Annotated in this window: 7 protein-coding genes; 1 reads left to right on the forward strand and 6 read right to left on the reverse strand. The window is 73.2% G+C overall.

Features of this window, described 5'->3' with window-relative positions:
- Positions 1-203: 203 nt before the first annotated feature.
- Positions 204-1,190, reverse strand: a complete 987-nt coding sequence (locus tag DVA66_RS12735) for an acetylxylan esterase (protein WP_114560428.1) — start codon at positions 1,188-1,190, stop codon at positions 204-206.
- A gap of 79 nt (positions 1,191-1,269) precedes the next feature.
- Here DVA66_RS12735 and DVA66_RS12740 point away from each other — a divergent pair, with 79 nt between their 5' ends.
- Complete coding sequence (locus DVA66_RS12740) at positions 1,270-1,749, forward strand: SixA phosphatase family protein (RefSeq protein ID WP_157973981.1); 480 nt, start codon at positions 1,270-1,272, stop codon at positions 1,747-1,749.
- A 27-nt stretch (positions 1,750-1,776) separates the two neighbouring features.
- Here the strand turns inward: DVA66_RS12740 and DVA66_RS12745 are convergent, their stop codons facing one another.
- The 5 genes from DVA66_RS12745 to DVA66_RS12765 all read right to left on the reverse strand — a co-directional run bounded on the left by DVA66_RS12745 (position 1,777) and on the right by DVA66_RS12765 (position 9,274).
- Complete coding sequence (locus DVA66_RS12745; RefSeq protein ID WP_114560430.1) at positions 1,777-3,882, reverse strand: heparinase II/III domain-containing protein; 2,106 nt, start codon at positions 3,880-3,882, stop codon at positions 1,777-1,779.
- A 59-nt stretch (positions 3,883-3,941) separates the two neighbouring features.
- Positions 3,942-5,066, reverse strand: a complete 1,125-nt coding sequence (locus tag DVA66_RS12750; protein WP_114560431.1) for a glycoside hydrolase family 130 protein — start codon at positions 5,064-5,066, stop codon at positions 3,942-3,944.
- Positions 5,063-6,112, reverse strand: coding sequence for a LacI family DNA-binding transcriptional regulator (locus tag DVA66_RS12755; RefSeq protein ID WP_232821935.1), 1,050 nt, complete (start codon positions 6,110-6,112; stop codon positions 5,063-5,065). Before DVA66_RS12755 ends, DVA66_RS12750 begins: the two co-directional genes overlap by 4 nt.
- Positions 6,113-6,183: 71 nt before the next feature.
- Complete coding sequence (locus DVA66_RS12760; protein ID WP_114560433.1) at positions 6,184-7,566, reverse strand: sulfatase family protein; 1,383 nt, start codon at positions 7,564-7,566, stop codon at positions 6,184-6,186.
- Positions 7,567-7,630: 64 nt separating this feature from the next.
- Entirely contained in the window at positions 7,631-9,274 is a 1,644-nt protein-coding gene (locus DVA66_RS12765) for an extracellular solute-binding protein (RefSeq protein WP_114560434.1), read from the reverse strand.
- Between the last annotated feature and the right edge of the window lie 245 nt (positions 9,275-9,519).

Raw genomic sequence — 9,519 nt, forward strand, 5'->3', positions numbered from 1 at the left:
CGAGCGTTCGCAGTACCGCCTCACCGAGGCCACCCCGCTGGCCACCTGCTGACCCGCGCCTCCCCTCCCCCGCCCCCCTTCTCGCCCCCTTCCTCGCGGGTTCGAGGTGATACCGCAGCCCCGGGGCTGCGGTATCACCTCGAACCCGCTGGAGGGAGGGAGGAGGGGCGGCGGCGGGAGGGTGGGTCGCGCGGTGGCTGGGGTCAGGCGGCGAAGCGCTCGGCGGCCCAGGCGAGCTGGCGCCTCGACTGGTAGCCCGTCCCGCCCTCGTGGCCGTTGAAGTCGTAGACCTCGATCTGCTTCTCCGCCGGCCACTCGGCGTAGGCGGCGAACACCGTCGAGGGCGGGCAGACGTCGTCCAGCACGGCGGCCGAGAACAGTGCCGGGCAGGCGGCCCGCCGGGCCAGGTGCACGCCGTCGAAGTAGTTGAGGGTGCCGAAGACCTGGGTGCTCCGGCCGCGCCAGCCCTTGAGGAAGTTCTCGATCTGCGGGTACGGCCCGTTCGCAGCCATGTCGACGCTGCGGCGGAAGTCGCACAGGAACGGCACGTCGGGCATCGCGCCGCGCAGCGGCAGACCCACCTTGGCCGCCAGCGCCGCGGCCGCGATGGTCAGCCCGCCGCCCTGGCTGCCGCCGGTGGCGATGATCCGGTCGGCGTCGACGTGCTCGAGGGTGGCGGCGGCCTGCAGCGCGCGGACGGCGTCCACGTAGACCCGGCGGTAGTAGTAGGTGTGGGGGTCGTCCACGCCGGCGACCATCAGCCCGGAGCCGGCCGCGACCCCGCTCCCGAGGTCGGGGTCGGGGGTCGCCTCGATGCCGCCGGTGCTCCAGCCCTGGCCCCGGGTGTCCATGCTGAGGTGGGCCCAGCCGGCCAGCGGCCACGGGTGCACCAGGTGCGGCAGCCCCCGGCCGCCGGAGAAGCCGTGGAAGGTGACCACGGTCGGCAGCGGCCCGGTGGCGCCGGCCGGCACGGTGTACCAGGCGCGGATCGGCGCCCCGCCGTAGCCGGCGAAGGTCAGGTCGTGGACGTCCACCAGCGACAGCCCGGTCTCGACCGGCTGCACCCGGACGTCCAGCGGGTGGTCGTTCTCGGCGAGTGTGGCGTCCCAGAAGGCGTCGAAGTCGTCCGGTTCGGGGGTGCTGCAGCGGTAGCCGGGGAGCTGGTCCAGGGGCAGGTCGGATCGAGGCACGAGAGGAAAGATGCCATGCCGCCGCTCCGGTGTCTGCACCGCCTCCCGCCCGCGGCCTCCGGCCGGTAGCGTCGCGACGGTGAAGACGCTCCACCTGCTGCGCCACGCGACCACCGAGGACGCCCTGCCCGGACGCCCGGACGCCGACCGTCGGCTCACCGAGCAGGGCTGGCAGGAGGCCCGGGCACTGGGCGAGCACCTGCGCGCGGCAGGCGTCCGCCCCGACGAGGTGTGGTGCTCCTCGGCCACCCGGGCCCGGCAGACCTGCAGCGCCCTCGACCTCGACGTCGAGCCGCAGCAGGGCCCGGCGCTCTACCGCACGCACGCGGACGGGCTGCTGGAGATGGTCGCGGGCTGCGACCCGGCCACCGGCTCGCTGCTGGTCGTCGGGCACAACCCGGCGATGCAGGACGCCGCCTGGGAGCTGGTCACCCCCGGCACCGCCGAGCAGGAGCTGCTGGGCCGCCGCTTCCCGCCCGCGACCTTCGTGACGCTGACCTTCGACGGCCCGTGGTCGGGCCTCACCCGGGCGGTGTGCACCGAGGTGCGTCTGCCCTGAGGGCGGCGCGGTCGGGACAGGAGCGCGTCAGGCGTCGACCTCGAGGACGAGCGGGGGCTCGGTCCAGGTGCCGGCAGCGGGGTCGGCGCGCAGCTGCGGGGCGAGGTGCCACCGGTGGGTGCGCTCCCCCAGCACCACCTCGACGGTGCTCGGCGCGGTGGTGCGGACACCCGTCACCCGGGCCTGGCCCAGTGGCAGGACGGCGGCGAAGAGCGCGCTGCGACCCACCACCCGTTCGACGGTGCTGGCGCACCGCTGCGAGGTCGGGTTGGACGGGGTGTCGGCGGTCAGCAGCTCGTCGGCGCCGGTGTGCCAGCGCGACCACGGGCGACCGTCGTCGGTGAGCCGGTAGTCGGTGCGGCCGGTCGGCTCCGCAGCCAGCCGGACGTCGCGGAACTCCGGCAGCAGGACGCGGTCGGTGGCGGCCCGGCCGGCCGGTGAGTCCAACCTGCCGCGGACGTGGGTGATGAGGTCGATGGCATGCGGGTGCGGGCTGTCGACCAGCACGAGGTCGAGCAGGTAGTCCCCCAGCTCCGGCGGCAGCATCGTCAGCACGCGACGGATGGTCACCCCGGCGTAGGCCGCCACCGGAGCGGGGTCGTCGATGTGCCACAGCACGCCGACACCCTCCGGGTCGGGCTCCTCGCCGAAGGCGACCATGGTGTCGACGCAGCCGAAGCTGCCCGGTGCCACCTGACGGTGACCGAGGAGCCGGCCCCGGGTCGGGGGCTGGCTGATCCGGTCGACCAGCACCGTGGAGTGGGACCAGGTCTGGACGTACCAGGGCCGGTGGATGGGGTTGGTGTACATCGTGGTGGCCGGGTCGGCGATCACCCGGGAACCCTCGACCACGAGCTCGATCTCGAGCTTGTCCGGGTGTCCGTGCCCGCCTCCGTGCGGACCGAACTTGATGAAGGCGCAGGTGTCGGGACCGGATCCCCGCTGGGCGGTGGGCTGCCGCAGCACCGCGTACCCGCTGTCGGCCTGGACGTCCACCCGTGGCACCGGCCAGCCGTCGGCGCGGGGCGCCTCGCGTTCGACCGATGGGCGGCCGTGCACCAGGTAGGCCGCGGTGGCGCGGTCGAGGGCATCGGCCTGGGAGGAGGCGAGGAAGCGGTCCAGCTCCTCGGAGCGGCACAGGGCGGCGCCGCGGACGTACAGGTCGGCATGGACGGCCAGACCCGGCGGCTCGGCGGTGGCGAGGTGGGAGTCGTTGGTCGAGGGCACCGTGAGGTCGTTGCGGGCCACGCGCAGCGGTGTCAGCAGCATCTGCTCGAGCACCGTGGCGACGTCGGCCCCGAGCTCGAGCGCCCGGTAGCTCTCGACCGCGTTCAGCACGGCGGTGAGCATGTAGAAGTGGTAGCCGGGGCTCCCCTCGTACCACCAGCCGTCGGCCCGTACGCCGTCGGCGAGCTGGCTCTCGAAGCCGTGCTCGCGGGTGAGCGTCGAGCTGGCGAGCTCCCGGTCGTCCAGCGCCACCGCCAGCGAGGCCAGCCCGGCGAGGTGCCACACCTCGATGTTGTGGGTGCGGTTCATCAGGTGCTGCTCGATCACGGCCACCATCGGTCGCAGCAGGCGCTCGGCGACGAGCTCCCGCTGCTGCGGCGTCATCCACCGCTCGACCAGTGCGTGGCTGCGGGCCAGCGACGTGGCCGCCACCGCCTCCTCCAGGCTCTGGTGCATCAGCTTCGCCCGACCGACCTTCTCGCCGTGGAGCGGCAGACCGGGGTACACCTCGGCCAGCTCGGTGAGCACGCCCACCGCCCGCTCGACGTGCTGACGCCGGCCGGTGACCGCGGCCGCCAGGGCGGAGGCGTCCAGGTGCTCGAGCAGCCGGACGTTCCTGGCGTAGGCCCAGCCGGTGTCGAACTGCTCACCGGCGACGTCGTGGTCGAACTCCTCGCAGTGGTGCCGGTCGGGTTGGGTCTCCTCGAACCGGAGCGCTCCGGAGTGCACCGGGCAGTAGTAGTTGTGCCCCCACCCTGCGGGCCGGTCGGTGACGTCGCGGCCGCGGAGCGGAGAGGCCAGGGAGGCGCGGGCTGCGGACTCGACGGTCCGCCAGGCGGCGGCGTAGGCGGGGTCGCGGTCGCGGCCGTCGAGGGTGGTCCCGCGCGGACGGAGGAAGGTGGACATGGTCGCAGGAGCTCCTGGGTCAGGGATCGGTCGGGGCAGCGGCTGACGGCCGCGGGCCGTCAGGCGGTGAGGTCGGTGGCAGGTGGCGGGACGGGCGCCGACGGCGGGCTGTCGCGGACCAGCCGGGCGACCCCGATCCGTGAGTCGGCCATGCCGTAGAAGACGTACGGCACCCCGTCCACCTCCTCGATCGCGGTCGGGAAGACGACGTTCGGCACGGTTCCCTCCCGTTCCGCCTCCGTCTCGGCGGTCAGCAGCGGTGCCGGGCTCCGCCGCAGCACCCGCCACGGCTCGTCGGCGTCGAGGATCATCCCGCCGGCGGCGTAGTTGACGTTCTGCTGCTGCTCGAAGGCCCGCACCAGCTCGCCGGTGACGCCGTGGTGCAGCAGCAGCCAGCCCTCCGGCACCCGCCGTGGCGGCGGACCACCGCCGATCTTCAGCTCCTCGTAGTCGAACTCCGGTCCGGCCAGGAAACGGTGCCCACGCCAGCGGGCCAGCGCGGACAGGTCGTGCTGCACCTCGGCCAACGGGACGAAGGAGATCCAGATGCTGTGCCGCGTCTCGCCGAGCCAGGCCGGCGGACGGGCTCCCTGTCCCGGACGGATGTCCTCCAGGTCCCACATCGGCCGGTGCAGGACCGCCAGGCTCAGCACCCCGTCGGGCGCCGTGACCGGTTCGGGGAAGAACACGGTGTCCTTGTTGGGGAACAGGTTGAGGTCGAGGTCGAGGCCGTCGTCGTGGGTGTAGAGGACGGGCCCGTGCCGGGTCCAGCGGCGGAGGTCGGTGGAGGTGGCGACCGCCGTCCGGGGGCCGAGAGGGCCGTAGGCGACGTAGGTCATCACGTGCACACCGAGGACGTCGACCCAGGTGACCCGCGGGTCCTCGGTGCCGGCGTTGGACGCGCCCCGCTCCCACGACCGGTCCGGCTCCAGCACCACGCCCTCGCGCTCGACGCCCGTGGGCACGCCGTCGGTCACGACGACCCGGGCGAGGCCGATGCGGGAGACGTTCCCGGCCGCGACCAGCCGGGGCAGCAGGTACAGCTCGCCGTCCGGCCCGCGGCCGCTGCCGGGGTTGAGGACGCCCTCGGCCTCGAGCGGACCAGGTGCGGGGCTCATCACCACGCCCAGCCGTTCCAGCCGGTAGCCGAGGTGCTGGGTGGTCGTGGGGTCAGCACGGTTCATGGCAGTGCTCCTGGCCGGGGCAGTCGGGGTGGGACGGGTGCGGTGGACCCGCGGAGCAGGAGCTCGGCGGCTGCCAGGTCGTGCTGCCCGTCGGTGGCGGGCGTGCCGGCGGTGCCGCGGCCCAGCCTCGCCCGGAGGACACGGGCGGCCTCGACGCCCCAGCCGAAGGGATCGGTGCGGACCGTGGTGAGCGGCGGATGCAGGTAGCCCCCGAGCTCGACCCCGTCGAAGCCGATCACCGAGACCTCCGCGGGCACCCTCACCTCCAGAGCCTGCAGCACGCCCAGCCCCGCGACCGCCATCGGGTCGGAGGCGTAGACGATCGCCGTCGGCGGATCCGGGTCGGCCAGCAGCTCGCTGGTGGCCGAGGCGCCCGACGAAGCCGAGAAGTCGCCGGGGCGGATGAGGTCCGTCGTCAGCCCGGCCCGCGTCACCGCCTGCCGGAAGGCATCCAGCCGGTTCCTGCCGTGCACCATCGCGACGTCACCGGTGACGTAGGCGATCCGACGGTGCCCCAGCGCCACGAGGTGCTCGACGGCGGCGATGACACCGTGGCGGTCGTCCACGTTGACCGACGGCAGCTCGGTGCCGGGCTGAGCGGGTCCGACCAGCACGGCCTCCGCCCGCAGCCCCGCCAGCAGCGCCGGCCGCGGATCGTCGACCCGGAGGTCGGTGAGGAAGAACCCGTCGACGCGGCTGCGGGCGAGGTGCTCGTAGGCGCGGTGCTCGGCCTCCTCGTCGGGGGCGACGCTGAGCACCAGGGACCAGCCGTCGGTGCTGAGCACCGACTCCACGCCGGCGATGAAGGAGGGGAAGAACGGGTCGGCAGCCAGCACCGCGGGATCGCGCCGGACCACCAGCCCGAGGCTGAAGGTGGTGCGCATGGACAGCCCCCGGGCCTGCTGGCTCGGCGCCCAACCCAGCTCGGCCGCGGCGTCGAGCACCCGCTGGCGGGTCCCTGCTGCCACACCGGGACGGCCGTTCAGGGCGAGCGAGACCAGGCCCTTCGACACCCCGGCCCGACGGGCCACGTCGGAGATCGTCACGTCCTGCACCTGAGCTCCCGTCCGCCCGCTCGCGAGCGGTGCGGTCCCATGGTGACGCATCCCCGGGACGGTCAACGGTCGCCCTCCCCGCGGCGCCCGGAAGGCCGCCCGTCGTCGTGACCGGCCGGCGCCCCGGGCGCCGTCGAGGTCTTGGTGTACGGCGGTTCGAACGGCTTGCCGTCCAGCACCGGGTCCGCGGTGCGGACCATCCACTCCTCGAGGCGACGGCGCAGGTCGTCCGCGGTGGCGGCCAGGGCGGGCTCGGCGATGAGGTTGCGGCTCTCGGTGGGGTCGAGGACGAGGTCGAACAGCTCCTCCTTGGCCACCGGGACATCGGCCCATCGCGCCTCGACCAGACGGTCCTTGCTGAGGCTGTCGTCGCAGTTGCGCAGCTCGGGCCGGTGCTGGTCGCCGAACCGCCGGGTGTAGCGGAAGCGGTCGGTCCGCACCGAACGTACCGGCTCGTACGCCACGTGGAAGGTGACCTCGCCGAAGACCTCCTCGTTCAGCGTGCTGACGCTCCCGTCGAGCAGTGGCAGCAGGGACCGGCCCTCCACCCACGACGGCCGGACGACTCCGGCGAGCTCGCACACCGTCGGGTACAGGTCGATGTGGGAGACGAGCCCGTCCACCACCCGTCCACCGGCGACCTGCGGCAGCCCGGCCAGGACCAGTGACACCCCCAACCCGCGGTCGTTCGCGTTGCACTTGGCTCGCGGGAACGGGATGCCGTGGTCGGTGGTGACGACCACGAGGGTCCTCTCGAGCCGGCCGGTCCGCTCGATCGCCTCGACGACCTGGCCGATCTTGGCGTCCAGACGCGCCGCCGAGACCGCGTAGTCGGCGTAGTCTGCGCGCGTCGGCGGGGTATCAGGCAGCCCTGGCGGCGCTGGGGCGTACCGGTGGTCGCCGCGTACGTCGTCGGCGTTGAACGCGACGTTGTGGGCGTGGCGGTGGGTCTCGAAGAAGCCGACGTCCAGGAAGAACGGCTCGGACGGCCTCGACTCGATGAACGCGGTGGCCGCCGTCTCTGCGTTCTCCGCGGTACCGATGACCTGCTGGTAGCCCATTGCGCGCACCTCCTCGGGGTCCGGGGTCAGGTGCTGCAACCCGGCCAGCGCTGTGGCGTAGCCGGCGGCACCCAGCACGGCGGCGAGGTGTCGTCGGGGACGGTGCAAGCGGTGCCCGCGGTGCGCCAGCCCGAGCATGCCCGTCTGGTGCGGCCACTGGCCGGTGAGCAGTGCCGCTCTCGACGGCGAGCAGGTGGGGGCCGCGGCGAAAGCCCGCCGGAACACCGTGCCCCGCTCGGCCAGCGCCTGCAGGTTCGGGGTCGCCACCGGAGCCCCGTAGGGCGACAGCTCACGACCGGTGTCGTGGGAGTGCAGGTAGACGATGTCAGGACGCGCCGCCGCGCCCCCACGAGGCGACGAGGTCGGCTGCGGATCGGTGCTCATGCTCGGGTCCCTCCTGGCGAGCCGTGGTGTTCGGTGGCCTGCGTCCTCCTCGGGGAGCTCTCGCTCACCTGCCGGCCCGCTCGTCGCGGGCTCGTTGCAGCTCGTCGCGGATCGCGTCTCCGCCGTCTGCCTTCCACCTGGCCACTCCGTCGGCCCAGGCCGAGACCGGCTGGCGGCCCTGGAGGATCTCGTTCTCCAGGTCGGCCATCGCGGTCGAGAGCTGGGTGCCCCGGCGGCTCTGGGTCTCGCTGTACAGGCCGAGTGCCTCGTTGGCCAGCCCCGTCGGGACGGTGTCGGCCATGGCGTCGAACTGGTCCTGGGTGACGTCGGGACGTCCGGCCTGGTAGAGGGTGAAGGGCGGCTCGCCCAGGTAGACCAGGCTGAGTGCGGTCTCGCTCCGGCCCTTGTCGTTGAGGACCGGGTCGGTGCCCTCGAGGTCGTGGTGCACCCCCTCCAAACCGTAGGTCTTGAAGAGGTACTCCTCCGTCCCGAACGGCGAGGCGAAGTAGTTGAGGACGTCCAGCAGGGCCTCGACCCGGTCCTCGGAGCGGACGCTGATCGAGGTGATGTTGTGGGTGGGGTTGCCCAGCCAGATCGGGGCGGCGCCGCCACCGTCGGCCCTCGGCGGCACGTAGGACGCCAACCCGATGTCGTCCGGGGCGGCCAACAGGTAGAAGCTGAGCCAGGCGCTGTAGGTGCCCTCGAGGAAGACGGTGCTGCCGTTGACGACCCAGGTCTTGCGCTGGTTCTGGTCCACCCCGAAGGCGTCGGGGTGGACCAGACCGTCGGCGACGAGCCGTCGTCCGGCCTCGAGCGCCTCCTGCTGGCGCTCGGCCTCGTAGGCGTGCACCAGGCGTCCGCCCTCGTCGGCCCAGGTGTTGGGGACGCCGAACATCTGCCTCAGGGTGCTCAACGGCACCGACCCGAGGGCCCACGCGTTGGCCTGGCCGGCGCTCGCCCCGGCGCACAGATCGTAGAAGGCCTGCCAGGAGTCGGGCGCTCCGGCGAGACCGCGCTCGGCGAGCAGGTCGTCGCGTCCGTAGAGGGTGCTGCTGAGGGCGGCACCGCGCGGGATCGGGACGCCGAAGATCTTCCCGCCGTAGACCGTGTGCCGCCAGCTGTCGGTCGGCACGTTGGCCAGGAACGGATAGGCCTGGATGGCCGAGCCGGAGAGGAACGGGGTGAGGTCGACCGCCTCGGCCTGGAGCAGCGCGGGTAGCGACGGGGTCTCGTTGGGGAAGACGCTGAACACGTCGGGCAGCTGGCCGCCGGCGACCGCCGTCTGGAAGCGGTCCTGGTAGTCGGCGCTCGGCACCAGGGAGACCGACAGCTCGAAGCCGAGCCGGCGGTTCAGCTCCTGCCAGAACGCGTTGCGGTCCATCGAGGGCGGAGCCGGGGAGTTGGACATGGTGAGAGCGGAGACGGGCTGACCGTCCCCCGGCGGGCCGTCCGTGGCCGCCACTGGGTCAGCGGGGTAGGCCAGCATCCCGTCGTTGCCGCCGACGGGGCCTTCCAGGTCGACCGGCACGCCCTGGTACGGGATGTGGTCGGGCAGCTGCACGGCGTCGTTCTGCGCCTGGGAGCCGCCGCCTCCGCGGCCTTCGTTGCTGCAGGCGCTGAGGGTGGGGACGCCGACCGCGGAGACGGCGGCGGCGCCCAGTCCGGTCTGCAGCAGGCGGCGGCGGCTGATGCGTGACGACGGTGTCATGGAGATCTCCTCGGTGTGCGGTCAGGTGGACGGTGGTCGGACAGGGGGATCGGACCAGGGCACGGCGGTGCCGTCGGACCGACCAGACGGGGCGGGCTACCCCTTGACGGCGCCGGTGAGCATGCCTTTGGCGAAGTGGCGTTGGAGGAAGGGGTAGACGATGACGATGGGGATGATGGAGATGACGAGGATGGCCATCTGGATCGAGGTCTGGGGTGGGAGGGCTTCGGTGGCGGTGCCGAGGT

Origin of the sequence: Desertihabitans aurantiacus (genome assembly GCF_003344635.1) — a bacterium.
Lineage (GTDB): Bacteria > Actinomycetota > Actinomycetes > Propionibacteriales > Propionibacteriaceae > Desertihabitans > Desertihabitans aurantiacus.

Excerpts from the sequence above, each read along its gene's own strand:
- DVA66_RS12745 (WP_114560430.1), bottom strand. The coding sequence starts at position 3,882 with ATGTCCACCTTCCTCCGTCCGCGCGGGACCACCCTCGACGGCCGCGAC.
- DVA66_RS12750 (WP_114560431.1), bottom strand. The coding sequence starts at position 5,066 with ATGAACCGTGCTGACCCCACGACCACCCAGCACCTCGGCTACCGGCTG.
- DVA66_RS12760 (WP_114560433.1), bottom strand. The coding sequence starts at position 7,566 with ATGAGCACCGATCCGCAGCCGACCTCGTCGCCTCGTGGGGGCGCGGCG.
- DVA66_RS12765 (WP_114560434.1), bottom strand. The coding sequence starts at position 9,274 with ATGACACCGTCGTCACGCATCAGCCGCCGCCGCCTGCTGCAGACCGGA.